The organism is Enterobacter sp. BIDMC92, assembly GCF_001030225.1.
Taxonomy (GTDB): domain Bacteria; phylum Pseudomonadota; class Gammaproteobacteria; order Enterobacterales; family Enterobacteriaceae; genus Enterobacter; species Enterobacter sichuanensis.
The window spans coordinates 2,341,146-2,365,293 of sequence record NZ_KQ087598.1; the positions used below are offsets into that span (position 1 = coordinate 2,341,146).

Sequence of the window (24,148 nt, forward strand, 5' to 3'; positions counted from 1 at the left end):
ATGACGTTACGAAAAGCGAAGCCGCAGGAAGCCGAAACACTCTGGAATATTCGCAATCAGGCGATTCGTCACGGCTGTAAAGCCAGCTACGACGCGGATGTCATTGCGCGCTGGACGCCCGATCTGATGCCCGAACGCTACCGGCAGATGGTCATTGAATATCCATTTTACGTGGTGGAAGATGAAAAGGGCCACGTCGCGGCGACCGGTTATCTGGATCTGGATACCCACTGTCTGGAGGCGATATTCACCTTGCCCGCGGCAACCGGTAAAGGCATGGCGACCCGAATTATCGAGGCGCTCAAACACGAAGCTCGCAGCCGGGGGATAACCCGCCTGACGCTCGATGCAACGCCTAACGCGTGGACGTTTTACCAGAAACTGGGCTTTGTCACGCTGAACGAAAAATATCATCACTCGCGCATGGCGGGCGCTGATTTACGCTGTTTTGAAATGGCAATCAATGTGTAATGTGAGGAACGCATGGCTGTTACGGTAAGACCTTTACGCGCAGACGATTACGTCCATTGGCGACCGCTGTGGGACGGCTATACCCATTTTTATGACTGCTACCTTGATGAGTCGGTCACGGCATCAACATGGGAAAGGGCGCTATCTGAAAGCTCACCCATGTTCTGCCGCGTGGTAGAGAAGGACAAAAAGGTCATCGGTTTTGCGATGTGCATTCTGCATGAAGGCACCTGGTCAACGGCCCCAGTCTGTTACCTTGAAGACCTGTTTGTGGATGCCTCCGAACGTGGGGCAGGAGCGGGTAAAGCACTCATTGATGCCCTGATTGGCGAAGGCAAGCGTGAAGGGTGGTCAAAACTGTATTGGGTTACCCGGGAGAACAACCCGGCGCGTAAACTCTATGACAAATACGCTGAGGCTGACGACTACGTTCGCTACCGCCTCTCGCTATAACGCTTAAACGCCTGGGTTTGTATCACACTGTATCCGCGTTGCTGATACTTACACAGGCTTGCAATAAACCCGCATTCGCACATATCCGCTATACATTGAGATGTTGTGATATCCCCGTGAATTGTACTCAACCGGAGATACCAACATGTTCAGCAAACTTGCTTACTCAACCCTCGCATTGACCGTTTCTCTTGGCACCGTGATGTCCTGTCAGGCCGAAGTCACCGGCACAAATTTTGCGGCCGCCTTTGATCATCCGCAGCAAATTAACGCCGGCGATCTAAACGTCGGTTATGTCGATATCGGCCCGAAAGAGGGTCAACCGGTCATTTTGTTACACGGCTGGCCTTACGATATTCACAGCTACGCCGAAGTCGCACCCGCGCTGGCGGCAAAAGGCTACCGCGTCATTGTGCCTTCGCTGCGCGGCTACGGCACCACGCGCTTCCTGTCAGCAAAAACGCCGCGCAACGGTCAGCCTTCGGCCATGGCGAAAGACATCGTCAACCTGATGGACGCCCTGAATATCAGACAAGCGGTATTTGCCGGATACGACTGGGGTGCCCGTACGGCAGATATCGTCGCGGCTTTGTGGCCAGAGCGCGTGAAATCTCTGGTCTCGGTGAGCGGATATCTCATCAGCAGCCAGCAGATTGGTAAACAGCCGCTGCCGCCAAAAGCAGAGCAGCAGTGGTGGTATCAGTTCTATTTCGCCACCGCGCGCGGCGCACAAGGCTATGCCAAAAACACGCATGACTTCGCGCGCTTAATCTGGTCGCAGGCATCGCCCGACTGGAAATTTAGCGATGCGGTCTTTAACGCCAGCGCCAAATCCCTTGATAACCCGGATCACGTCGCGGTGACGCTCAGCAACTATCGCTGGCGGTTAGGGCTGGAAAAAGGGGAAAGGAAATACGACAGCTACGAGCGAAAACTGGCCGCCTTACCGAACATTACCGTCCCGACCATCACCATTGAGGGCGGAAACAACGGCGCGCCACACCCGGCACCACAGGCCTATGCAGCTAAATTTACCGGTAAATATGAGCACCGCACCTTCGGGGCAACCGTGGGGCACAACCCGCCTCAGGAAGATCCGCAGGATTTCGTCAAGGCGGTTATCGACGCGGATAAGCTGTGATATGTGCTATTTTCAATACGTTACCCCTCAGTCAGGAGAGTTCGGTGGAGCATATTGATCATATCCTTGTCGTCGATGACGACAGGGATATTCGTGAACTGATTGTCGATTATCTCGGGAAATCTGGCTACCGCGCGACGGGCGCGGCCAACGGCAAAGAGATGCGTGTTGTGCTGGATAAACAGCATATCGACCTGGTGGTGCTGGATGTCATGATGCCCGGCGATGACGGACTTACGCTATGCCGACAGTTGCGCAGCGGCAAACATAAAGATCTGCCCATTCTGATGCTGACGGCGCGCAACGAAGAGACGGACAGGATCCTGGGCCTGGAAATGGGCGCGGATGACTACGTGGTGAAGCCGTTTGTCGCCCGGGAACTCCTGGCGCGCATCAAAGCCATTTTACGTCGTTTTCGCACAATGCCGCCCAATTTACAGGTAACGGAAGCCGGGCGGCTGGTGATGTTCGGTGAATGGCAGCTTGATACCGTCGCCCGCCACTTAATCGATCCTGAAGGGGTGATTGTGGCGCTCAGCGGGGCGGAGTATCGCCTGCTGCGCGTGTTCCTGGACCATCCTCAGCGCGTGCTGACCCGGGATCAGTTGCTTAACCTGACGCAGGGGCGCGACGCCGAGCTGTTTGAACGTTCAATCGACCTGCTGGTGAGTCGTGTTCGTCAGCGTCTGAATGAAGATGCCCGCACACCCGCCTATATCAAAACCGTGCGCAGCGAAGGTTATGTTTTTACCATGCCGGTGATTATTAAAGAGGCTAATGAATGAGGCTCTGGCCACGCTCGCTACTGGCCCGTTTACTGATCGTTGTGCTGACCGGTCTGCTGCTGGCGAACGCCCTGAGCCTGACGCTGGTCATGATCGAACGCATGCACAGCGCCCGCACGGTGATGCTCGGCAATCTGGAAAACGATGTCGCAACGAGCGTCGCCATTTTAGACCGGTTACCGGCCAGTGAACGCGCCGCCTGGCTTGGGCGGCTCGAACGGGGTAACTATCGGTATATCCTGGGCCGCGGAGAGCCCGGCGCCGCGCCGACGGATAAGCGTTCAAAGGATGCCATCCGCACCCTGACCGCGACGCTCACGGCACAGTACCCGCTCAGCTTTACCGCGGTTCCTGGGGCCGTTTCCCATATTCAGGCTCATCTTACGTTACACGATGGTGCGCCGCTGACCATCGATCTGATCCCACGCATGCCGCCCGTCGCCAGCTGGCTACCGGTGGTGCTCATCCTGCAATTGCTGCTTCTGGCGGCCTGCTCCTGGATAGCCGTGCGGCAGGTGGTGCGGCCTTTTTCGCACTTTACCCGTGCGGTGGATTCTCTGGATCCCGCGTCCAGCACGCCAATGACCGAGAAAGGGCCACTGGAGGTACAGCGGGCAGCGCACGCCTTCAATGCGATGCAGGCGCGTATTCAGTCCTACCTGCGGGAGCGCGCACAGATTCTGGCGTCCATTTCGCACGATCTCCAGACACCCATAACCCGCATGAAATTGCGCGTCGAAATGGCCGGGGAGCCTGAACTTCGCGACAAGCTCCTGAACGATCTTGATAGCATGACGCGTCTGGTGCGGGAGGGTATTGCCTATGCCCGGTCATCAGAATCCCTGGAAGAGACCTCTCTGAAGCTGGAGCTCAACGCCTGGGTCAACAGCATCGCCTGCGATTATCAGGATATCGGTAAAAACGTGCAGTTTCAGGCAAACGAGACCCGCCTGCCGATTGTTACGCGCCCGCAGGCGCTACGACGGGTAATGACCAACCTGTTGGATAACGCTCTCAAATTCGGCGAGCGAGCCACGATTGCGATAGATGATTCGTCTGAGAGCGAGGTAGTTATTCACATTGCGGACGACGGACCGGGGATCCCCGACGCCGAGCTTGAGGCGGTTTTACAGCCATTTTATCGGGTTGAAACATCACGCAACCGCGATACTGGCGGAACGGGGCTTGGCCTGGCGATCGTCGCGCAGCTCACCGCTCAGCTTGAAGGAAAGCTGAATCTGGCGAATCGCGTCGGGGGCGGGCTGCAGGTCTCCATTACGCTTCCGCGCCGTTAATTGTACGGCTTTGTATCTCCCGCTACCAGGATACAAAGCCAGACAAAACCTGTGAATTTGCACACATCCGGAACACATCCGTACGATGAAATAGCCTCACTGCAGCGTCGCAGGACTTGTTTTGTGAGGTCACTATGTTTCTGGTAATCGCTTTTCTGGGCGGGATGATCAGCCTGCTCAGTCCATGTACGCTCCCGGTTATTCCACTCCTGTTTGCCGGTTTTCAGGGGCAGCGGCGCCATATTCTGGCGCTGCTCGCGGGGATGATCGTGATGTTCACTCTGGTCGCGATGGTCGTCACTGTCGCCAGCGAGTGGATAACGCAAGCCACCCTTATCGGGCGCTGGATCGCGCTCGTCATTCTGGCCGCCGCCGCGCTGGCCTTAATTTTCCCGTCCTTCGCCCAGCGCATGGCGGGCCCTGCCGTGAGCGCCGGAAACGTCCTCAACACCCGAAGCGGACAAACGCGCGATATGGCATCAGCGTTTCTGGCCGGGCTGGCGGTCGGGTTGCTCTGGTCACCCTGCGCGGGGCCCATTCTGGGCGCTATTTTCAGCATTAATATCGCGGGGCATTCGGCCATCGCTACCGGCGCACTGCTGGCCGCCTATGGCAGCGGATGCGCGCTGATGCTGGGTTTGCTCGGGTTCGGCGGCCGCACGCTGATGGCACCGTTAAGAGCAAAGTCGGCACTGATGGCGAAGCTGCGCCAGGGGGCGGGAGTGGTGATGTTAGCGGCAGTCGTCCTGAACGCGACAGGGATGACTTCGCTGCTGAAAGGGGCAAACGGCGTCGCAGACCGTCTTGAGACCGCGCTCTTAAATCTGGCGAAGCCTGCGACCACGCCGGTGAAGCTCCAGCCGGTAGTCATGACCGAACCCAGCAGCCAGTTGCCGTCGCTAAGCGGTGGAACAGGGTGGATAAACGGTGACCCTGTCACGTCTGAATCATTGCGGGGGAAGGTTGTCCTGATCGATTTCTGGACGTGGGACTGTATCAACTGCCAGCATACGCTCCCCCATGTGAGGGACTGGGCCACCAAATACCAATCTCAGGGGTTGGTCGTGATTGGGGTCCATACTCCGGAATATCCCTGGGAAAAACCTCTTTCGTCGGTAAAAAATGCGGTCAATAAATGGCAACTGCCGTATCGGGTGGTGACGGACAACAACTATCAAATCTGGAATGCGTTCGGCAATCAGTACTGGCCCGCACATTACTATTTTGATGCCAAAGGGCAGCTGCGCTATACCGCCTTTGGCGAAGGTGATTATGAGCAACAGGAAAAAGTTATTCAGCAGTTGCTCAAAGAAGCCCGTTCATAATCGGCTCAGGGCTGACGTTGAGCGACGATAAACAACCGCGGAAAAGCCAGCAGTATTTGCCCGTTTTCCTGGAGCGGATACTGCTCTTCCAGCAGTTCATGGTAGCGTTTCAGAAAACGTTTCTGCTCGCTCTCATTCAACTCCTGAAGCCATGGACGTAAACCGGTGGCGCTGACCCAGTCGATAATCGCCTGGTGCGAATTCATTTTATGGAAATAGATGGTCCGCCAGATATCTACGTCGCAACCGGCCTCCGACAGGATGTCGTAATAGGCATGTACGCCCGGCAGAGCTTCGCGGCCGCGGTCAGGGTAGTCTTGCTCCAGCGCCACTTCACGCATTGCCACATGCGTGGGTTCCAGCCAGTTGTCAGGCATCTGGATCGCCAGCACGCCGTTTAACCTGAGCAGGGAGACAAGGTGAGGCAGCAGCGTGTAATGGTCAGGAACCCATTGCAGCGACGCGTTGGCATAGATCAGGCTCAGGGGCTGAGCCGGTTTGTACTGGCGAATATCGGCCTCAACGAAGTGGCAGTCAGGTAGCGCGGCGCGTGCTTCCTCGAGCATGGCAGGGGAGTTATCAACGCCGGTGATGTGTGCGGAAGGCCAGCGATGCCTCAGCAACGCTGTGCTGTTTCCGGGCCCGCAGCCCAGATCGGCAATGGCGGCGGCCTCATCAAGAGGAATTCTGGCGAGCAGTTCCGCGGCAGGACGCGTTCTTTCTGCGCCGTACTGCAGGTAAAGAGCAGGGTTCCAGTCGGCCATCTTCGGTTCTCCGTTTTGCATGCTTCTGCAAGAATAGCACAGGCAGACGCCTGCACCGTGGCAGGCGTCAGGAGAGCAGGCGGTTACAGAATGCCTTTCAGCGCAACATGATAAAGCAGCATGATGGTTTTCCCGTCGACTATCTTGCCGGTTTCAATGCCGCGTAGTGCCTCTTCAAGGGGCATTTCCAGCACGTCGATATCTTCTCCCTCTGCCTTGATCCCGCCGCCTGTGCCGGTACGGTCTTTCGGCTGGTACTCGGCAACATAAAAATAGAGTTTTTCCGTGACGGAGCCCGGGCTCATATAGGCTTCAAAGATTTTCTGCACGCGAGACACGCGAAAGCCGGTCTCTTCTTCCGCTTCGGCTTTTATGCGGCTTTCGGGATCCATGTTGTCCAGTAACCCCGCCGCAGCTTCAATCAAATTATCCTCATGGCCATTAATAAACACAGGAAAGCGGAACTGGCGGGTCAGGATCACCGTCTTTTTATCGCGGTTATAGAGCAGAATCGTCGCGCCGTTGCCACGGTCGTAGACTTCACGGTGCTGCCGCTGCCATTCGCCATCACGTCGCTGCAGGTCGAAGGTGTATTTTTTAAGGACGTACCAGTTATCTGACAGCGTTTCACTGTTGATGATGCGTACATCTGCACGTTTTGATTGCACGTTTGTTCCTCCTTACGTAGAGTAATCATCATAAACAGCATTATCGTGCAGTTTCAAGATAAAACATGCAACCTTGGGAAGTCATGATGCTCACCAGTCAGCGAAAACAATTGATCCTTGAAAAACTCAGCGCCGAGGGTCAGGTCCAGTCTAAAGCGCTCAGCGTGCTCTTCGATGTTTCAGAAGACACCATCCGACGCGATTTACGCGAGCTGGCGGCAGAAGGGCGTTTACAGCGCGTGCACGGCGGCGCTCTGCCGTCATCCTCCGCCGTTGCTCCGTTTGCTGAACGCCAGTCTGTGAAAATGGATGCAAAACAACGTGTGGCCCGCAAAGGCGCGCTGCTGATTTCATCAGGCCAGGTGGTGATCGTCGACGGTGGCACCACAACGTCGGCGCTGATTACCTTTTTACCGCCTGACCTGCGTATCACAGTGGTCACGCACAGCCCGAGTATTGCCCTGGGGCTCGTCGATCATCCGTCCATCGAGGTCATTCTGATCGGCGGCCGTTTATATAAACACTCTATTGTCGCGGTTGGCGCAGCGGCCATCGAAGGGATCGAAAATATTCACGCGGATCTGTTCTTTATGGGTGTGACCGGTATCCATCCTGACGCGGGACTGACAACCGGTGATTTTGAAGAGGCATGCATCAAACGAGCATTTTCCGCCAGAGCCGCCGAGACGGTAGTCCTGGCGTCTCCGGAAAAGATAAACGCTGCTTCATCGTTCGTCATCGGGGACGTGTCTTCGGTAAATACTATCGTCGTTGAAGACAATACCGATAAGAACTGGATCCGCGCGTTATCGGATAAAGGAGTATCCGTGGTGCTAGCCTCAGGGCATGAGTGAAGAAGCGTTGAGCTACACGCTCTGCGGCGCATGGCACACCGCCTCGATGTTATGACCATCAGGCGCGATGACGAAAGCGGCATAGTAGTGTTCGCTGTACGGGCGTAATCCCGGCCCACCGTTATCCCGTCCGCCGGCGCGCAGGGCAGCATGATAAAACGCATCGACTTGCTGACGGGTATTAGCAACAAAGGCCAGATGAAGCGGCGCCGGTTTTTCCGGGGTCTGGTAAAGGCAGAGCGAAACGTCACCTGAACTCATTTCGACACCGTAGTCTGGCGTGCCTTCATCAATGAGCTCCACCCCAAGCGGCTTTAGCGCCTCCAGGAAGAACGTTTTACTTTTTTCATAATCACTCACGCCGAATTTAACATGATCAAACATTGTCGACTCCTGAAAAGATGTAGAGAAATTAAGAGTATAGAAGGCGAGTGGAGTCGCATGCTTTCAGGAGCGTGTCATTGTGACGGATATCTCGCTACACGGCAGAGCGTTTCCGTCCGACCCATATCCAGCGCAGGTAGTCATAAAGCCAGTTAAACAGCATCGTGTATGGCAGGAAAAACAGCACAAGACCGATTTCAACAAAAAATGCCTCAGTCATTGTTAAATTCAGCATCACCATAGCGACAGGGATTAAGGTGACGATCAGTCCAGTTTCAAAACCAACCGCATGGATAGCACGAACGAGGAAGGTTCGTTGAAACTGGCGTTTTTTCTGCAGGGAGTCAAAGAGTTTATTAAACACAAAATTCCAGGCCGTTGCGGTAAGTGCAGATATCACGGACAGCGAGCCGGACTGGAGAACCGACACGTTCATCAGCCAGGCAAGCGACAGGGCGATGATAACGTTGGCCGTCACTTCAAAAATGACGGCATGAAAGATTCGCTCTTTAAAACTCTTATCCAGTTCAATTTCCATTTGTTCAGGGCAGTATTTATCAAAAGCTTAAGTATATCAGACATTTTTCAATCCTCTCTAAACGAGGAATTTGAAGTTATGTTAAATACACCCCAACCCCGCTAATGTGGAATGCACGGCATCGCTAAGGGGGGTCTGCGGCTCATGGCCTAAAAAAGCAATCAGTTTTGAATTGTCCATTTCAACCGTCTGCTCCCATAGGTAGCGCATCTCCTGCATCTCACGCAGTGTGGTGTTAAAGGGACTCATCGCGGAGACCAGCCACCAGGGAAACATTTTCACTTTCGCCTTAACCCCGGCACGCTCTGCGGCTAATGTTATGGCTGCGGCCATCGTTGTTCCATCAGGATCCCAATGCCCGCGCATGTGGAAACGGGAAAACGGTTCAAGCTCATCCCGACGCGCCAGCAGTGCTGCGAACGTTTCGGCGACATCCGGCAGATATGCCCACTGATGGCCTGTTCCGGCTTTCCCGGGTTGTTTAACGATCAGCGGCGGGTGACCCGGTTTAACTAATCCCTGTGAAAACCAGTTGTTACCTGCACGGGGACCAAAAAAATCCCCCGCACGCAAAATCAGCACCTTTCCGCCACGCTGCGCATAGTCTGAAAGAGCCTGCTCCATTTGCACCCGTATTGCGCCTTTCCGGGTAACAGGATGCTGAGGAGAATCCTCGCGTAAGAGGGGAAAAGCATCGGGGCCGTAGTTATAAATCGTGCCCGGCAGAACGATTAACGCTCCGTTTCGCTCCGCGGCGCTGATGGTGTGATGAAGCATGGGTAAGACCAGCCGATCCCAGTTCCGATAACCCGGCGGGTTAACGGCATGGACAATCACACCACACTCTGACGCCGCAGCCTCTACCTGCTTTGCATTTAGCGCATCGCCGCTAATCCAGTGGATATGTGAGTTGTGCTCGTCCTTTTGCGGAGTTCTGCGGCACAATGCGCGAACATCCCATTCATCGCGGATCAATTTACGGGCAATTTCGCCACCAATCCCTCCCGTTGCGCCCAGTATCAGTACCTTATTAGTGTTTTTCATTTTTTTTACTCTTGTTGGATACCTGATTGACATCTTAGTGACTACACGGGCTAAATGTAATTGCATAATATAACCAGGCAGGTATGCATTTTTGTATGAAGCTAACTATCCCATGGGAATGGTACCGCACCTTTTTGGCCGTGATGAAAGAAGGGTCCTTGTCAGGAGCCGCCCGCAGGCTTGCCATTACCCAGCCAACAGCCGGACGCCATATTGCAGCGCTGGAATCAGCCCTTGGTCTTGTTTTATTTACCCGTTCGCAGACCGGGCTGCAGGCCACAGATGCAGCCGTCGAACTCCTGGGTCATGCGCAAGCAATGGAAAACACCGCCCTGATGATTGAGCGCTCGGCGGCCAGTTTCAGTGCCGGGGCAACCGGGTTACGCGGCGTGGTGCGCGTTGCTGCCAGTGACATCATCGGCACGGAGGTTCTGCCTTCGGCGATCGCCAGAATAAAGGATGCATACCCACACATAACCGTTGAGCTGGTTCTGTCTAATCGCGTTCAGGATTTACTGAATCGGGAAGCGGATATTGCAGTACGCATGACCACGCCAGTGCAGGAGCAACTGATTGCGCGTCGAACTGGAAAGATTGAAATAGGTCTGCATGCCGCGCCGGCCTATCTGTCACGGCATGGTGCACCGGAAAGTATTGAGGAGTTACTCACCCATACACTGGTGGGTTTCGATACCATTACACCCTTTATTTTACAGTCCCTTAAGCAATTTCCTCAGCTAAACCGCGAGCTGTTTACCGTGCGAACCGACAGTGACGTTGCCCAATTAAACCTTATACGGGCAGGGGCCGGTATCGGTATGTGCCAAGTACAACTGGCCGATTTTCCAACGCCATTACAGAGGATAATGCCTGATTTTTTTGCATTGCATCTCGACACCTGGCTGGTGATGCATGAGGACTTACGCCACAGTCAGGCCTGCAAAACGGTATTTGATTTTCTGGCTGAGGATTTACAGGCTTATATCAAGAGGGCGCAGCGCTGAGATCCCCTGAGCCGATGGCAACCGGGAACCTCTGGCATCCAGGCCAGAGGTTTTACAGTGCTACATATATCATAGATCTTTACTTTTAGTTGAAAGATGAAGTTGGTGTGAGTATCAGAGAACGAGACGGAAATTATCTAAGGCAAAAAACTGAGGTAAATGCTTTTGTATTTATAAAGAAAGAAAAATGAACGCGAGGTAACGGAACGGAGAGTTCATCCGGAGAAGTGCTTACGCTGGCGCTTGCTGAAACCGATTCGACCGCAAATCCGGGATTTATGCGTACAACGAGTTGTCCATTCGAGAGAGTGTTATGCGGCAGCAAAGACACCGGGCGCACGGAACCTGAATGAATGTTGAGCCAGGATACGGTGTGGTCAAGACCTTATCGGATAGTGAGCGATAGCCATAGATGGGGTCCATACAAGCCACAAGAACATCTATATTTGAACAACTTCTCATTGGTGCGCATAATGTATATTATGTTAAATAGGCTTTGTGGGTCGATTATCATACGGTTCCAGAAATCAGCATGTTGTGAATTTTGAGGTCCCCCCTTTTAATCCATTAGGTCTGTCGTACTGCGTTAAATGATTTCAGGAATGATGATATGAATAACGATTACGACCATTAGTGAAAAAAGCTCACAACACCATTCGATGGCGCATGCTGGTTCCCTTCATGTTAGTGCAATACCCTGTCGTATACAGAATTGCTGGCAATAAAAAGAAGGAACACTGAATGAAGTATGTGAATCTTGGTCGTAGCGGTTTGAAAGTCTCCCGTCTTTGCCTCGGTTGTATGAGCTATGGTGAACCGGAACGCCTGCCTCAACCCTGGTCCCTGGATGAAAAGGCATCACGGCCGCTCATCCGTCAGGCGCTTGAAGCAGGCATTAATTTTTTTGATACCGCGAATATCTACTCGGGCGGAAGTTCTGAAGAGATCACAGGAAAAGCGCTGAGAGAAATGGCCAGACGCGATGAGATCGTTGTGGCGACAAAGACCTTCTTTCCGTGGCGCAACTCACCCAATACGGGTTTTCTTTCCCGCAAGGCCATTTTTCAGTCTATTGACGATAGCCTGACGCGCTTAGGTATGGATTATGTGGATCTCTTTCAGATTCACCGCTTTGACCACTCCACGCCTGTTGAAGAGACCATGGAGGCTCTGCATGACCTCGTTAAATCAGGAAAAGTACGTTACATCGGCGCATCATCTATGGAAGCCTGGCGCTTTGCAAAAATGCAGCATACTGCAGAGCGTAACGGCTGGACCCGATTTATTACGATGCAACCGCAATACAACCTGCTTTACCGGGAAGAAGAGCGCGAGATGCTGCCCCTGTGTGAAGACCAGGGCGTTGGAGTGATCCCCTGGAGTCCGATGGCGCGCGGCAGGCTTACGCGCGACTGGAGTGTCACGTCCCGACGAACGCAAAACGATGCCTTTGCATTAAAAATGTACGAGAACGCAGCCCTTCTGGATAAGCCCGTTATTGATGTTGTTGCCAGAATTGCCGAAAAGCACGATGTGCCAAGAGCTCATGTCGCAATTGCATGGTTGTTATCAAAAACGGTCATCACTGCCCCGATCATTGGCGCGACCAAACCAGAACATCTTTCCACGGCTATCAGCGCACTGGACTTTTCACTTAGCGATGCTGAAATCACGGAACTCGAGGCACTCTATCTGCCGCACCCCGTCGACGGGATCATTCCCCCGCTTCCTGATACTCCCCCTTCACTCACGCCGCCTTCAGCAATACAGAACCGTTAACACCCTTCCCTGGCCCGGCGTTGCCGGGTCTCATTATTTTCAAGAATAACGAAGCACACCGTTTTCAGGGAGAGGCGATAAGTGGATGGACTTGTGAAAAAAATTCAGCAACGGATTAGCGCTAATCGGTCTATGGTGTATATCATTTCCATATCAACGCAGTCGGGCGTTAAGGCACAAGGAAAAGGATTCTGTATGCAAATAAGCAGAGCTGATGTCGCCGATCTCATTTATTTCATGGCTATTGCACGTCATCGCAGTTTCAGCCGTGCGGCGATTGAATTAGGTGTCAGTGCATCAGCGCTTAGTCATGCCCTGAAGGGACTGGAAACCCGGCTCGGGGTTCGCCTGCTTAATCGCACGACCAAGAGCGTCACCCCTACGGCAGCAGGTGAAGAACTGGTTCAGTCTGTCCTTCAGCCTTTCGACACGATAGAAGGCGCACTTGAATCGCTTAACAAGTATCGTAATACCCCTGGCGGGCGTATCCGCATCAATGCAGCCGTTGAAGCGGCCAATCTTTTGCTTGCGCCGGTAATGCCCGCGTTTATGGATCGCTATCCCGATATTGAAATCGATATTGTGGCCAGCAACCGTATGGTTGACGTCACTGACGCGGGCTTCGATGCCGGTATCCGCTATGGTGGCACCGTCCCGGGAGACATGGTTGCCCGGCGTTTATCTGCCGATATTCGCTGGGTTATCGCCGCATCCCCAGACTACCTGGAACGTTACGGAACGCCTGAACATCCTGATGATTTATTACACCATCGCTGTATAAGCAATCGTCTCGGCGACGATCGGATTTATCGCTGGGAACTTGAACGAGACGGCGAAACGTACCAAATCACTATGCCTGGCTCTGTGACGGTCAACCAGGCTGAAACGGGCCTTGTCGCCGTCTTAGGCGGAGCCGGCCTGATGTATTTTCCGGAGCCTCTTGTTGCACCCTATGTGAAGGATGGACGGCTCCGCCTGGTGCTTACGGAATGGTCCCCGCTGGAGGAAGGTTTTTATATCTATTATTCAAGCCGCCGGCAACTGCCGACCGGGCTTCGCCTTCTGATTGAGTTCATACAGGAGGCCAGACCGCTGGGGTTGTGAAATAGCGCTTCCATGCGGGACGATGCGATGCCGTCTTTATCGCCCCGTAGCGGATATCCTTCACTCTTTTAAAAGCCGTATAATCAAATGATTAAAATTTTATCCCTTCGTCTGAAACACTGTAACGCGCTGGCCGACAGCATGAGCAATGCCTCCCCGACACAGCTGCAGCAGTTAAAGACACAATTGTCCGAACAGATGGGTAAGTCTGTGGGACTACATACCATGGGTATTCCGGCAGCGATCAGTACGCTCGGGGTGATTGTCAGTTTCGCCATTCCGCAGCTGTGGTTGGGCTATGGGGTACTCGCCGCACTCGGGCAGCCAGCTGAACGCGTATTCGTGTGGGTTGTGCTGGTCGCCCTGCTTTTCGCTGGCATCAACGGCGTGACGATGTTCATGATTGGCAAAGGCAGCATGCGCGCCGTACGTATACACCTTGCGCTGGCGGTGATAAGCCTGGTATTAACGGCAGCCTATCTGCTGGCCGCGCTGAGCGGTAGCCCTTTTCCGGGCGTCAGTCTGACTGCGGCACTGGTGAGTATCGTCATGTTATTGCTTAGTGGTAGTGCTATCCTCTCCACAGCCTTTTATAAAATGCTGCTATTTACTCTGCATAATCGCGCCTGGCGCAAGCTGATCAGACAGACTCGCGATGCACATATGCCACGCTAAGCCTGCCCCTCGTAAACATCCCGCCCCATTATCCCAGACGCGATATCCTTGACCTCGCCTCGTCCAGATGGCTGCGCAATGCCGCAAGACATGGCGAGAAACTGGCAGAGAAACAGCGGCAATCACTGGCCAGAGCATAAAAACGCTCAGCCAGCTCCAGCGCTTCATGCCAGATTTCTCCTGCGACCGCGTCGATAAGCGTAACCGGACGCAGCATATTCACCAGTGCGCCTCCTGATTTCGGTGCGAAGCCCATGGGCAACATGTCATAGGCTGGCGCAAGATCGTAAGGTCGTCCATGGGAACTGATAAACGACAAATTACCGTGGTGCATGTCGGTATTGCCGATCAGCGTGCCAAACGCCCAAAGCCTTGCCGTACTGGCGACCGCGTCCGGGTGAACACAACCCTGCTTTGCCAGCTCGTTCACCAGTACCGGCCAGGTTTCTCTTGCCCGGCCGACAAACTCCGCCTCAAGCGCACGTAAAGAAAAGAGCCCTTTACGACCAAGTGGTCCCGTACGATCGAACCGCGGGATCTCAAGGAAGCGCTGTCCGCCAAAATCAAACACTGCTGTTTCGACGCCAAGCACCCTTAACGCCAGATGTTCCGCCAGCAGCAGGTCTCGCCAGCGTTCGCTTACAGGGTTATCGTCCGGTGCCGTGAACTTCACAATGACATGGCCACGCTCTGTGTAAGTGCAGAATTTTGGCTGCTCGCCGCCTGCAGAAGAGCCCGGTACATCGCCGGCGCTCACAGCCTGGGCCAGAGACGGATAAGCGGTTGCCCGCTCCACGGCAACAGGCGACGGCATCTCGACAAAATGATTCCGCGCCTGTTCTCCAATTAACAGGTTCCCCACCGCATCGTGCCCGTGAGCCAGCAAAGCCCGGATAACGTCAGTGTCACTCCAGTTCTCTGGATTCGGCGGCAGGCCCAGTTCGGATGAAAATCGGGATGCATACGCCCGGCCAAGGTATCCCTGAGGCCGCATGTCAAACAACCACCACGGCAATCCATCGCTATGGAGGCATATATTGTCCGTTTGCTCCATCACAAAGCCGTCAGGATAAACCGGAACGAGTTTACCCAGCGGTTTTACCGTACCCTCTTCCGTTATGCGATAAACGGGAGCCGAACTGAACCCGCGATGCGCATCACGTAGCACATAGTGAATAGATGGACCTGAGCCAATACGAACAACCTCATCGCCAAGCGCTTTAATCGATCGCGAAACGGTTGGCTGACTAATCCCCATAATATCAGTAAGTTGCCTTACCGATATGGGGCCTTGCCTCAGCAGTTGTCGTAGCGTTTCGGATCGATTTATCATGGCTTTGAATCGCTTTATGAATAGCTTATTGAATAGCTAATTTATCAGGTATTGACCCCTCTGTCATCTTCACGAACCGCCGTGGGTGTTTTCTGCCTGCGCAGCCAGATTAGCTTGTACGCCGCTGGAATAATAAACAGCGATAACAGCGGCGCCGTAATCATCCCGCCAATCATCGGCGCCGCTATACGGCTCATGACCTCTGACCCTGCGCCGCTCCCCCAGAGAATGGGCAGCAGGCCCGCAATGATCACCGCGACGGTCATCGCCTTTGGCCGCACGCGCAGCACGGCGCCATGGTAAAGGGCGTCATCAAGCCCCTGCTCTGTAAACGTCTCACGCTGTGCCAACGCCGGATGCGCTTCAATGGCATGACGCAAATACATCAGCATGACCACCCCAAACTCTGCCGCCACCCCGGCCAGGGCGATAAACCCGGTGCCGGTTGCTACAGACATATGGAAGCCCTGCCAGTACAGGAACCATATCCCGCCGACCAGCGCGAACGGCAGGCTCATCAGGATCAGCAACGCCTCATCCACGCGACGGAACGCCAGATAGAGCAGAATGAAGATGATCATCACCGTCATCGGCACCATTAGCTTCAGCTTCTTATTGGCATGCTCAAGCAGTTCAAACTGCCCGGAGAAGGACACGCTGGTTCCCGGCCTCAGTTTTACGTTCTGCGCGATGGCCGTCTTAATGTCGTTCACCACGGACACCATATCCCTGCCGCGGGCATCGATATAGATCCAGCTCGCAGGGCGGGCATTTTCCGTTTTCAGCATCGTTGGGCCTGAAACGACGTTAATCTCTGCAACATCACCCAGCGTAATCTGCTGTTTCATTGGCGTCAGGATCGGCATCTGCCTCAATGCGCCCGGGCTGTTCCGGTAGTCCTGAGGATAGCGAATATTAATTGGATACCGGGCAACGCCTTCCACCGTTTCACCCACCGTCGCACCGCCAATAGCGGATGAAACAAATAGCTGCACATCGCCCACCGTCATCCCGTAGCGGGAGGCTTTTTCCCGGTTAATATCGATATCAATGTAGCGCCCGCCTTCCAGACGCTCTGCCAGGGCAGACACCACCCCCGGCACCGTTCTGGCGACGGCTTCAATGCTCTGCGCCGTGGCGTCAATATCCGACAGCACGGTTCCTGACACCTTGATACCAATCGGGCTTTTGATCCCGGTCGAGAGCATATCAATGCGGTTGCGAATAGGCGGAACCCAGAGGTTAGCCAGACCGGGCAAACGAACGGTCCGGTCGAGCTCCTCAACAATTTTGTCAATCGTCATGCCGGGCCGCCACTGATCTTCAGGTTTGAGCTGGATAGTGGTTTCCACCATTTCGAGCGGCGCGGAGTCCGTTGCCGTTTCTGCTTTTCCGGTCTTGCCAAAAACGGACGCCACCTCAGGCACGGTTTTGATCAGTTTGTCCGTGGTTTGCAGGAGCGCCGCCGCTTCTGCCGGAGAGACGCCGGGCAACGTCGACGGCATATACAGCAGATCACCTTCGTTGATCTTCGGCAGAAACTCACCGCCCACCTGGCTCAGCGGCCAGATAACCGTGAAGATGGACAAGCCCGCAACCAGCAGGGTTGTTTTTGGCCACTGGAGTACCTTAAGCAGCAGCGGATGATAGGCGTTAATCAGCAGCCGGTTCAGCGGGTTACTGTTCTCTGCGGGGATTTTCCCCCGGATCCACAACCCCATCAGAATCGGAATGACGATAATAGCCAGCGCGGCCGCCCCCGCCATGGCGTAGGTTTTTGTGAAGGCCAGTGGACCAAACAATCGCCCTTCCTGCCCCTCAAGGGTAAAAATGGGAATGAACGACAGGGTGATAATCAGCAGGCTGATAAACAGCGCGGGCCCCACTTCCACGGAGGCGTTGGTGATCACTTTCCAGCGCGTGGCGTTGTCAATATCTTCACCGGGATGCTGATGATCCCACTCTTCCAGCCGTTTATGCGCGTTTTCAATCATCACGATGGCGGCGTCCACCATCGCCCCCACGGCAATGGCAATGCCGCCCAGGGACATAATATTGGCATTCAGCCCCTGGAAGCGCATGACGATAAAGGCGATACACAGGCCAAGCGGCAGAGAGATAATTGCCACCAGCGCGGAACGGACGTGCCAGAGGAACAGCGCGCAGACGATGGCCACCACAATAAACTCTTCGAGAAGCTTGCCGCTCAGGTTATCAATGGCCCGGTCGATGAGCTGGCTGCGATCGTAAGTCGTCACAATCTCAACGCCTTCCGGCAGGCTGGCCTTCAGCGTCTCCAGTTTGTCTTTTACCGCCGAAATGACCTCACGCGCGTTTTTGCCAGAACGCAGGATCACCACCCCACCCGCCACTTCTCCCTGCCCGTTAAGCTCGGCGATGCCGCGGCGCATTTCCGGCCCCGTTTGTACGCGGGCAACGTCGCGCAGGTAAACCGGTACGCCGTTTTCGCCGGTTTTCAGGACGATGTTATTGAAATCCTCCATCGTCTGCAGATAGCCGCTGGCGCGGACCATATACTCCGCTTCCGCCATTTCAACTGACGACCCACCAGCCTCCTGGTTAGACGACTCAAGGGCCTGCTTAACTTCGGGCAGGCTGATGCCGTACTGGGCAAGTTTAAGCGGGTTGACCTGGATCTGATACTGCTTCACCACGCCGCCCACCGATGCCACCTCAGCAACGTTCGGGATAGTTTTCAGCTCAAACTTCAGGAACCAGTCCTGCAGTGAGCGCAACTCGGCGAGATCGTGCTTTCCACTGCGATCCACCAGCGCATATTCAAAGATCCAGCCCACGCCCGTGGCATCCGGGCCGATTTCAGAGCTCACGCCAGCGGGCAGTTTGCCCTGAACCTGGTTCAGGTACTCCAGCACGCGAGAACGGGCCCAGTACAGATCGGTCCCGTCTTCAAAAATGACATACACATACGAATCACCAAACTGAGAAAAGCCGCGTACGGTCTTTGCGCCGGGAACCGACAGCATGGTGGTGGTGAGCGGATAGGTCACCTGGTTTTCCACAATCTGCGGGGCCTGGCCGGGGTAGCTCGTTTTGATAATCACCTGAACATCAGACAGATCGGGCAAGGCATCGACAGGCGTGTTGATGATAGTCCATGTTCCCCAGACGCTGAGAAACAGTGCGCCCATCATGACCAGGAAACGGTTGGCGACAGACCGCCGGATAATCCATTCAATCATCATCGCCTCCTTAATGGCCTGAATGCGCGTCGGCAGCGGATTCAGCGTGACGCATACGCTCCAGCGCGCCGGTAATATTGGCCTCAGAGTCAATCAGGAACAGACCGCTGACCACCACTGACTCCCCTTCTTTAAGGCCAGAACCGATAGCGGACTGTTGCTGAGATTCATGCAGAACGTGGATCGGTTTCGGCACAAAGCGCCCCTCTGCATCAACGGTAATGACGCGCTGCTCTTTGCCGGTATCAATAACGGCCTGAGACGGGATCAGCAGCATCTCCTGACTGTGGGTATTCAGCGTCAGGTACGCATTCATGCCCGGCTTCAGCAGTTCATCTTTGTTTGAAACCTGCAGGCGCACCTGCAGCGTACGGGTGGTTTGGTCCACACTCGGCAGAAGATTCCATTTTTCAACCGGGAAGGCGGTATCCGGCCAGGCCGGTACCGTTATGGCAAACTGCGAGGTGTCTTTCAGCAGATAAGCAATCGACTCAGGGACGGCCGCGCTGATCCAGACCGGATCCATCCCCTGAATCTGCGCCACCACCTTATCTTTCGAAATATTCATGCCGGTGCGCAGGTCAAAGGCGGTAATAACCCCGTCGATCGGCGCCTTGATGGTAAACCGGGTCTGGATAGTGCGGGTCGCACGCAGTCGCTGAATATCCTCATCCGGCATACCGGCCAGCCTGAGCCGTTCCAGTACCCCTTTTATCTGCGTGGGCGTACCGCCGGTGCCGGAGAGGAGCAGAAACTCGCTTTGGGCCTCGACCCAGTCCGGGATTGTAAGATCGATCAGCGGCGTGCCCTTTTTCACCTTATCGCCGAGGGTCAGCGGATACACTTTCTCAACGAACCCTTCCGCGCGCGCCTGCACAATGACAAACTGATAGTCGTTATAGCTGACGTTCGCCGGGATCGTCTGGACATAATTCAGCGTTCCGCGCGTGACCTTTTGCGTTTTTAATCCCAGGTTCTGGACCTGGGTTGGATCAATACGGATCCCGGCACTGCTTTTATCATTCTCATCGGCATACTTCGGCACCAGATCCATATCCATAAACGGCGATTTACCGGGCTTATCGAATTTAACGTCGGGCTTCATCGGGTCATACCAGAAAAGCACCTTTCTTTCAGATGTGCTATTTTCGGGCGTTGTCGATGAGTGCATCGTCTGCCATGCCGTCACGGCTATCAGCCCTCCTGCAATAAGGCTGGTGATAATCGTGGCGGCATATTTTATTTTTAAAGAAGCCATGCCGTTTCTCGCTATTTAATACTCTTGAGTACAGAGAGATTGCCCTGCTGAACAAACGAGAAATTCACGTGGCTGCCGACTTTTAAGGCAGTAATACTCGCGTCGGCCTGCATAAAAGTAAAACGCATGGTCATCGCGGGCCAGCCAATTTCCGGGATGGCTTCATGAGAAATCGTCACTTTTTTGTTCGTCAGATCAATGTCCTTCACAATGCCGGTTCCGGTGATGACCTGCTCAGAGGCACCTTCGCTGGCAGTGCTCATCTCCGCGTGCTGATGAACCTCAGCCTGAAGGCCGACAGAAAACAGAATAATTGCCCCAAATACAACGACGTTAAGTGAATTGCGCATGTTTAATTTCCTTTTTAATTAAATGAGGTTATTCGACCCAACCGCCGCCCAGCGCGGTGAAGAGATTAATTTCATTAACCTGTCGGGCATAAGTAAGATCGAGAATGGTTTGCTGCGTGGAAAACAGCGAGCGTTCCGCGTCTAATACTTCGATATAGCTCACCGCGCCGCTGGTATATAACCCTCTGGCACGCTGCAGGGTGATGTTTAGCGAATCAAGATACCGCTGCTGCGCTGCAAGCTGCTGGCTGAGGCTGTCCCGCAGCGCAAGCGCGTCGGCGACCTGTTTAAAGGCGGCCTGAATTTTTTGCTCGTAATTCACAACCGACTGCTGCTGGCGAATTTCGGCGAGATTCAGGTTGGCTTTATTTCTGCCGGCATTAAAAATGGGAATGTCTATTTTGGGAATAACGTTCCACATGCCACTCCCGGCGGAAAAGAGACTGGATAATTCCGTGCTGCCTGTTGAAAGGCCGCTGGTCAGGGATATGGACGGGAAAAAGGCGGCGCGCGCCGCGCCGATATTCGCATCGGCCGCTTTAAGCTGATACTCCGCCTCCATAATATCCGGACGCTGCAGCAGGATTGCCGATGAAAGATGGGGTGGCAGCTTTACCGGCGCAATGTCGCGGGCGTTCATCCCGCCGTCGCCCGGCAGCGTGCGATACGTGCCGAGAAGCAGCTGCAGGGCATTGTTGGCCTGCGCCAGCTCCCCCTCTCTTTTGGCAATATCTGCCTGAGTACTTTCAATCTGTCCCCGGGCCTGCTCCAGCGCCAGCACGTTGGTGCTGCCCGTAACCAGCTGTTGCTCAACGAAAGCATACGATTGCTGGTAGTTGTTCAGCGTTTCCCGGGCAACGCGCAGCTGTTTATACGCCAGCTGCTGGTTGAAATAGCTCTGCGACACGTTCGAGACAAGCAGAATATGCACCGCGCGGCGGGCCTCTTCGCTGGCGAAAAAGTTTTGTCGGTCGGCATCACTCAGGTTCTTCAGCTTGCCGAAAAAGTCGAGTTCGTAGCTAAGCGCCAGACCGGCGTCGTACTGCTGCGTGGCGGGTTTGTCACTTTTCAGCCCACCGCTGTAGGTGATTCCCGAGGAGGCGTTTAGCTGAGGATAACGATCCGCATCGGTCACGCTGAACTGCGCCCGGGCCTCTTCAACCTTCAGGGCGGCCATTTTTACATCGCGGTTATTTTTCAGGGCTTCTTCAATCAATCCTGATATCTGCGGGTCGACGAAGAAGTTGCGCCAGCCGGTGTCCTGATACCCGGCCGCCACGGTCGTCAGGCTGTTACGCGAGAGCGAAAACTGCTGGGGTACCGGTGACGCCGGGCGCTGGTATTCAGGGGCCAGCGAAACGCAGCCTGCCAGGATAAATACCACACTGATGCTGAGTCGTTTTAACAGGAACATAATGGTTCATGAAGTCCAGAGTATTTTTAGGGTTACTCTACTGAACGCATCCTGTTTGACCGGTGACAGGATAATGACAATGCTGTCATTTTTGGCATAAGTCATTGTGAACGATCCCGGGCTCACTAGAATGTCTTCAGCAGCCAGTCTGGGGAGCAAGATGAAAATACTGATCGTTGAAGATGAAATGAAAACCGGGGAATACCTCAGCAAAGGGCTGACGGAAGCGGGGTTTGTCGTGGACCACGCGGATAATGGCCTGACCGGGTACCACCTCGCCATGACGGCGGAATATGACCTGCTGATTCTGGATATCATGCTGCCCGATGTAAACGGCTGGGATATCGTCCGCATGCTCCGTGCTGCCGGCAAGGGGATGCCCATACTGCTGCTGACCGCCCTCGGGACGATAGAACACCGGGTAAAAGGACTTGAGCTGGGCGCTGATGATTACCTGATTAAGCCTTTCGCCTTTGCGGAGCTGCTCGCCCGGGTCAGAACGCTGCTAAGGCGCGGGAATACGGTGATTGCAGAAAGCCAGCTTCAGGCGGCAGACCTGACGGTTGACCTCGTGTCGAGAAAAGTGAGCCGGGCCGGGAGTCGCATTCAGCTCACCAGCAAAGAGTTCAGCCTGCTGGAGTTTTTCCTGCGTCATCAGGGCGAGGTGCTTCCCCGTTCCCTGATTGCTTCCCAGGTGTGGGACATGAACTTTGACAGCGACACAAACGCAATAGATGTCGCGGTTAAGCGGCTGCGCGCAAAAATCGATAGCGATTTTGAACCCAAACTGATTCAGACGGTGCGCGGCGTGGGCTATATGCTGGAGGTGCCGGATGCCCGTTAAGCTTCCCAGGCGCCCTTTTTCTCTCGCCCTGCGGCTGACCTTTTTTATCAGCCTCTCCACGCTACTGGCCTTCTTCGCCTTTACCTGGTTTATGCTGCATTCCGTCGAAAAGCATTTCGCCGAGCAGGACGTCAGCGACCTGCAACAAATCAGCAGCGCGATGCACCGCATACTGCAGTCCCCGGCCGATCCCGATCAAAAGAAAATCAGCAAGCTCAAAGAGTCGCTTGCCGGCTACCGCAACGTTGCCGTCCTGCTTCTGGATCCGCAGGGCAATACCCTCTTCAGCTCGGCACAAGGCGCAGCATTACGCCCGGCGATGAACACGGCGAACTTTAGCCAACACCGTCAGGCACAGGATGTGTTTCTCTGGACGGTCGATGACCCGGACATGGCCATGCATGCCGGGTCCGACATGAAGATGGAAACCTACCGGATTATCGCCTCTTCAGGAACGGCGACGCTGCAGGGCAAAACGCAGAACTACGTTATGCTGATCGGGCTCTCTATTAATTTTCATCTTCACTATCTTGAGGCGCTGAAAAAGAACCTGTTCGCGATTGCCGCGGTGATTAGCGTGCTGATTGTGCTCATCATTCGCATCGCGGTTCGCCAGGGACATTTACCCCTGCGTAACGTCAGTAACGCCATTAAAAATATCACCTCGGAAAATCTGGACGCGCGTCTGGAGCCGTCTCGCGTGCCCGTTGAGCTGGAACAGCTGGTGATCTCGTTCAACCAGATGATGGGGAAAATTGAAGATGTCTTTACCCGGCAGGCCAATTTTTCCGCCGATATCGCGCATGAAATAAGAACCCCCATCACCAACCTGGTGACGCAAACGGAAATTGCGCTGAGTCAGCACCGGACGCAAAAGGAGCTGGAAGATGTTCTCTACTCCAGCCTGGAAGAGTACAACCGAATGACCCGGATGGTCAGCGATATGCTTTTTCTCGCACAGGCGGACAACAACCAGCTGATCCCTGACCGGGTGCTGTTTGACCTCGGCGCAGAGGTGCTAAAAGTTTTCGAGTTCTTTGAGGCCTGGGCGGAAGAACGCCACATCACGCTGACGTTTCACGGCGTGCCCTGCCTGATAGAAGGCGACCCGCAGATGTTCAGAAGAGCCATCAATAACCTGTTATCCAACGCCCTGCGCTATACCCCAACAGGGAAAACGGTGACGGTCTCCATCAGCAAACGGGGTAACGACGTTGAGCTGGTCACAGAAAACCCCGGCACGCCGATCCCGCAGGTGCATCTGTCGAAGCTTTTTGACCGCTTTTACCGCGTCGATCCGTCCAGGCAGCGTAAGGGGGAAGGCAGCGGGATTGGGCTTGCGATCGTGAAATCCATCGTCACCGCGCACCACGGAAAAGTCCGCGTCGAATCGGACTCGGAGTCGACGCGCTTCATCCTCACCGTACCGGGAAAAGTGCCCTGA

General features: G+C 54.5%; 23 protein-coding genes. 13 read left to right on the forward strand and 10 right to left on the reverse strand.

Going from position 1 to position 24,148, the window contains the following annotated elements; genetic code table 11:
- The 6 genes from SP99_RS10995 (at position 1) to SP99_RS11020 (ending at position 5,470) form a co-directional block, all read left to right on the forward strand.
- The gene (locus tag SP99_RS10995) at positions 1–471 is read left to right on the forward strand and encodes a GNAT family N-acetyltransferase (protein WP_047958594.1); all 471 of its coding nucleotides are present in this window, start codon (positions 1–3) and stop codon (positions 469–471) included.
- 12 nt (positions 472–483) lie between these two features.
- Positions 484–924 carry a GNAT family N-acetyltransferase gene (locus SP99_RS11000; RefSeq protein WP_047958595.1) on the forward strand — a complete coding sequence of 147 codons (441 nt, stop codon included), beginning with the start codon at positions 484–486 and terminating at the stop codon, positions 922–924.
- Positions 925–1,069: 145 nt separating this feature from the next.
- Entirely contained in the window at positions 1,070–2,065 is a 996-nt protein-coding gene (locus SP99_RS11005) for an alpha/beta fold hydrolase (RefSeq protein ID WP_047958596.1), read from the forward strand.
- A gap of 44 nt (positions 2,066–2,109) precedes the next feature.
- Positions 2,110–2,850, forward strand: coding sequence for a response regulator (locus tag SP99_RS11010; protein WP_047958597.1), 741 nt, complete (start codon positions 2,110–2,112; stop codon positions 2,848–2,850).
- On the forward strand, positions 2,847–4,145 hold the full coding sequence (locus SP99_RS11015) for an ATP-binding protein (protein WP_047958598.1): 1,299 nt from the start codon (positions 2,847–2,849) through the stop codon (positions 4,143–4,145). Before SP99_RS11010 ends, SP99_RS11015 begins: the two co-directional genes overlap by 4 nt.
- 134 nt (positions 4,146–4,279) lie before the next feature.
- Positions 4,280–5,470 (forward strand): cytochrome c biogenesis protein/redoxin, encoded by a 1,191-nt coding sequence (locus tag SP99_RS11020; protein ID WP_047958599.1) that lies wholly within the window; start codon positions 4,280–4,282, stop codon positions 5,468–5,470.
- A gap of 5 nt (positions 5,471–5,475) precedes the next feature.
- On the opposite strand, the gene tam is transcribed toward SP99_RS11020, so the two are convergent.
- Both tam and SP99_RS11030 read right to left on the reverse strand, forming a co-directional pair.
- Positions 5,476–6,234, reverse strand: a complete 759-nt coding sequence (tam, locus tag SP99_RS11025) for a trans-aconitate 2-methyltransferase (RefSeq protein ID WP_047958600.1) — start codon at positions 6,232–6,234, stop codon at positions 5,476–5,478.
- A gap of 83 nt (positions 6,235–6,317) precedes the next feature.
- Positions 6,318–6,902: an NUDIX hydrolase gene (locus SP99_RS11030; RefSeq protein ID WP_025756442.1), complete on the reverse strand. Its 585-nt coding sequence runs from the start codon at positions 6,900–6,902 to the stop codon at positions 6,318–6,320.
- Positions 6,903–6,988: 86 nt separating this feature from the next.
- On the opposite strand from SP99_RS11030, the gene SP99_RS11035 reads away from it, so the two are divergent.
- Complete coding sequence (locus SP99_RS11035) at positions 6,989–7,756, forward strand: DeoR/GlpR family DNA-binding transcription regulator (protein ID WP_047959808.1); 768 nt, start codon at positions 6,989–6,991, stop codon at positions 7,754–7,756.
- Between the two features lie 12 nt (positions 7,757–7,768).
- Here the strand turns inward: SP99_RS11035 and SP99_RS11040 are convergent, their stop codons facing one another.
- The 3 genes from SP99_RS11040 to SP99_RS11050 form a co-directional block, all read right to left on the reverse strand.
- A complete protein-coding gene (locus tag SP99_RS11040; RefSeq protein WP_025756444.1) occupies positions 7,769–8,140 on the reverse strand; it encodes a VOC family protein in 372 nt (123 codons plus the stop codon).
- Between the two features lie 94 nt (positions 8,141–8,234).
- Positions 8,235–8,678: a PACE efflux transporter gene (locus SP99_RS11045; RefSeq protein WP_025756445.1), complete on the reverse strand. Its 444-nt coding sequence runs from the start codon at positions 8,676–8,678 to the stop codon at positions 8,235–8,237.
- A gap of 81 nt (positions 8,679–8,759) precedes the next feature.
- Positions 8,760–9,722, reverse strand: a complete 963-nt coding sequence (locus SP99_RS11050; RefSeq protein WP_047958601.1) for an NAD-dependent epimerase/dehydratase family protein — start codon at positions 9,720–9,722, stop codon at positions 8,760–8,762.
- A gap of 95 nt (positions 9,723–9,817) precedes the next feature.
- On the opposite strand from SP99_RS11050, the gene SP99_RS11055 reads away from it, so the two are divergent.
- From SP99_RS11055 to SP99_RS11070, 4 genes are all read left to right on the forward strand, one after another.
- Positions 9,818–10,726: a LysR family transcriptional regulator gene (locus tag SP99_RS11055; RefSeq protein WP_047958602.1), complete on the forward strand. Its 909-nt coding sequence runs from the start codon at positions 9,818–9,820 to the stop codon at positions 10,724–10,726.
- Positions 10,727–11,467: 741 nt separating this feature from the next.
- The gene (locus SP99_RS11060; RefSeq protein WP_025756450.1) at positions 11,468–12,505 is read left to right on the forward strand and encodes an aldo/keto reductase; all 1,038 of its coding nucleotides are present in this window, start codon (positions 11,468–11,470) and stop codon (positions 12,503–12,505) included.
- Between the two features lie 195 nt (positions 12,506–12,700).
- A complete protein-coding gene (locus SP99_RS11065) occupies positions 12,701–13,609 on the forward strand; it encodes a LysR family transcriptional regulator (RefSeq protein ID WP_047958603.1) in 909 nt (302 codons plus the stop codon).
- An 87-nt stretch (positions 13,610–13,696) separates the two neighbouring features.
- Positions 13,697–14,284 carry a hypothetical protein gene (locus SP99_RS11070; RefSeq protein ID WP_047958604.1) on the forward strand — a complete coding sequence of 196 codons (588 nt, stop codon included), beginning with the start codon at positions 13,697–13,699 and terminating at the stop codon, positions 14,282–14,284.
- 28 nt (positions 14,285–14,312) lie between these two features.
- On the opposite strand, the gene yjjJ is transcribed toward SP99_RS11070, so the two are convergent.
- Genes yjjJ through SP99_RS11095 form a run of 5 tightly spaced genes read right to left on the reverse strand, consistent with a single transcriptional unit; the run spans position 14,313 to position 21,860 of the window.
- A complete protein-coding gene (gene yjjJ, locus SP99_RS11075; protein WP_047958605.1) occupies positions 14,313–15,617 on the reverse strand; it encodes a type II toxin-antitoxin system HipA family toxin YjjJ in 1,305 nt (434 codons plus the stop codon).
- A gap of 44 nt (positions 15,618–15,661) precedes the next feature.
- Positions 15,662–18,838, reverse strand: coding sequence for a Cu(+)/Ag(+) efflux RND transporter permease subunit SilA (silA, locus tag SP99_RS11080; protein WP_047958606.1), 3,177 nt, complete (start codon positions 18,836–18,838; stop codon positions 15,662–15,664).
- Positions 18,839–18,848: 10 nt separating this feature from the next.
- The gene (locus SP99_RS11085) at positions 18,849–20,096 is read right to left on the reverse strand and encodes an efflux RND transporter periplasmic adaptor subunit (protein WP_047958607.1); all 1,248 of its coding nucleotides are present in this window, start codon (positions 20,094–20,096) and stop codon (positions 18,849–18,851) included.
- Positions 20,097–20,107: 11 nt separating this feature from the next.
- Complete coding sequence (gene cusF / locus SP99_RS11090; protein WP_047958608.1) at positions 20,108–20,446, reverse strand: cation efflux system protein CusF; 339 nt, start codon at positions 20,444–20,446, stop codon at positions 20,108–20,110.
- 28 nt (positions 20,447–20,474) lie between these two features.
- On the reverse strand, positions 20,475–21,860 hold the full coding sequence (locus SP99_RS11095) for an efflux transporter outer membrane subunit (protein WP_047958609.1): 1,386 nt from the start codon (positions 21,858–21,860) through the stop codon (positions 20,475–20,477).
- Between the two features lie 160 nt (positions 21,861–22,020).
- On the opposite strand from SP99_RS11095, the gene SP99_RS11100 reads away from it, so the two are divergent.
- Entirely contained in the window at positions 22,021–22,704 is a 684-nt protein-coding gene (locus SP99_RS11100) for a copper/silver response regulator transcription factor (RefSeq protein WP_047958610.1), read from the forward strand.
- Positions 22,694–24,148, forward strand: a complete 1,455-nt coding sequence (locus tag SP99_RS11105) for a Cu(+)/Ag(+) sensor histidine kinase (RefSeq protein ID WP_047958611.1) — start codon at positions 22,694–22,696, stop codon at positions 24,146–24,148. Before SP99_RS11100 ends, SP99_RS11105 begins: the two co-directional genes overlap by 11 nt.

What these genes read in the sequence shown, in the direction of transcription:
- SP99_RS10995 (WP_047958594.1), top strand. Translation starts at nt 1, where the DNA reads ATGACGTTACGAAAAGCGAAGCCGCAGGAAGCCGAAACACTCTGGAAT.
- SP99_RS11000 (WP_047958595.1), top strand. Translation starts at nt 484, where the DNA reads ATGGCTGTTACGGTAAGACCTTTACGCGCAGACGATTACGTCCATTGG.
- SP99_RS11005 (WP_047958596.1), top strand. Translation starts at nt 1,070, where the DNA reads ATGTTCAGCAAACTTGCTTACTCAACCCTCGCATTGACCGTTTCTCTT.
- SP99_RS11015 (WP_047958598.1), top strand. Translation starts at nt 2,847, where the DNA reads ATGAGGCTCTGGCCACGCTCGCTACTGGCCCGTTTACTGATCGTTGTG.
- SP99_RS11020 (WP_047958599.1), top strand. Translation starts at nt 4,280, where the DNA reads ATGTTTCTGGTAATCGCTTTTCTGGGCGGGATGATCAGCCTGCTCAGT.
- tam (WP_047958600.1), bottom strand. Translation starts at nt 6,234, where the DNA reads ATGGCCGACTGGAACCCTGCTCTTTACCTGCAGTACGGCGCAGAAAGA.
- SP99_RS11035 (WP_047959808.1), top strand. Translation starts at nt 6,989, where the DNA reads ATGCTCACCAGTCAGCGAAAACAATTGATCCTTGAAAAACTCAGCGCC.
- SP99_RS11040 (WP_025756444.1), bottom strand. Translation starts at nt 8,140, where the DNA reads ATGTTTGATCATGTTAAATTCGGCGTGAGTGATTATGAAAAAAGTAAA.
- SP99_RS11045 (WP_025756445.1), bottom strand. Translation starts at nt 8,678, where the DNA reads ATGGAAATTGAACTGGATAAGAGTTTTAAAGAGCGAATCTTTCATGCC.
- SP99_RS11050 (WP_047958601.1), bottom strand. Translation starts at nt 9,722, where the DNA reads ATGAAAAACACTAATAAGGTACTGATACTGGGCGCAACGGGAGGGATT.
- SP99_RS11055 (WP_047958602.1), top strand. Translation starts at nt 9,818, where the DNA reads ATGAAGCTAACTATCCCATGGGAATGGTACCGCACCTTTTTGGCCGTG.
- SP99_RS11060 (WP_025756450.1), top strand. Translation starts at nt 11,468, where the DNA reads ATGAAGTATGTGAATCTTGGTCGTAGCGGTTTGAAAGTCTCCCGTCTT.
- SP99_RS11065 (WP_047958603.1), top strand. Translation starts at nt 12,701, where the DNA reads ATGCAAATAAGCAGAGCTGATGTCGCCGATCTCATTTATTTCATGGCT.
- SP99_RS11070 (WP_047958604.1), top strand. Translation starts at nt 13,697, where the DNA reads ATGATTAAAATTTTATCCCTTCGTCTGAAACACTGTAACGCGCTGGCC.
- yjjJ (WP_047958605.1), bottom strand. Translation starts at nt 15,617, where the DNA reads ATGATAAATCGATCCGAAACGCTACGACAACTGCTGAGGCAAGGCCCC.
- silA (WP_047958606.1), bottom strand. Translation starts at nt 18,838, where the DNA reads ATGATTGAATGGATTATCCGGCGGTCTGTCGCCAACCGTTTCCTGGTC.
- SP99_RS11085 (WP_047958607.1), bottom strand. Translation starts at nt 20,096, where the DNA reads ATGGCTTCTTTAAAAATAAAATATGCCGCCACGATTATCACCAGCCTT.
- cusF (WP_047958608.1), bottom strand. Translation starts at nt 20,446, where the DNA reads ATGCGCAATTCACTTAACGTCGTTGTATTTGGGGCAATTATTCTGTTT.
- SP99_RS11095 (WP_047958609.1), bottom strand. Translation starts at nt 21,860, where the DNA reads ATGTTCCTGTTAAAACGACTCAGCATCAGTGTGGTATTTATCCTGGCA.
- SP99_RS11100 (WP_047958610.1), top strand. Translation starts at nt 22,021, where the DNA reads ATGAAAATACTGATCGTTGAAGATGAAATGAAAACCGGGGAATACCTC.
- SP99_RS11105 (WP_047958611.1), top strand. Translation starts at nt 22,694, where the DNA reads ATGCCCGTTAAGCTTCCCAGGCGCCCTTTTTCTCTCGCCCTGCGGCTG.